The following is a 603-nucleotide window of genomic DNA, read 5'->3' as shown; positions in this document are numbered from 1 at the left end:
AAGGTGATGCTGTTTATGCAGGTACATTAAACGGAGATGAATCATTTGAGTTGGAAGTCACCAATTCAAAAGCAGACTCGATGATTTCAAATATTGTGCGCCTTCAAGATGAAGCACAGCATTCAAAGCCAAAAATTGCAGAAGTTGCTGACGTCGTAGCACGCTACTTTGTTGGTGTAATTCTTATCATCTCAGCTGGAACCTGGTTTTATTGGCACCAAACCAAACCAGATGATGCTTTTTGGATTATGCTGTCGGTTCTCGTCGCTACATGCCCTTGTGCATTATCCCTTGCTACACCGACCGCACTAACTTGTGCGACTTCACGAATGGGCAATTTTGGCATTCTGTTGCGAAAAGGCCATGTATTCGAAACGCTTTGCAAAGTTAATCATCTCGTCGTCGACAAGACGGGAACATTAACGAAAGGTGACATCGAGATTAGCCGTACGAGTACATTCAAAGAGCTTTCCGAAACGGAAAGTCTTGCCCTTGCATCTGCTCTTGAAGCTCATGCAAACCACCCTATTGCGCGCTCATTTACCGGTTTCAGTAATGACGAGATTATTGTAACAGATGTTAAAAACGTGATTGGCTCAGGAA

General features: G+C 43.6%; 1 protein-coding gene. It reads left to right on the top strand.

Annotation, left to right across the window (positions count from 1 at the left end; all coding sequences use genetic code 11):
• Window positions 1-603: HAD-IC family P-type ATPase (locus tag R7044_RS26545; protein ID WP_225456154.1), on the top strand; the 603-nt coding region annotated here is incomplete at both ends.

Source organism: Vibrio sp. 1402, from assembly GCF_033340275.1.
Note: the sequence above shows the minus strand (reverse complement) of the source record. Positions and strands in the feature narration are given on the sequence as shown.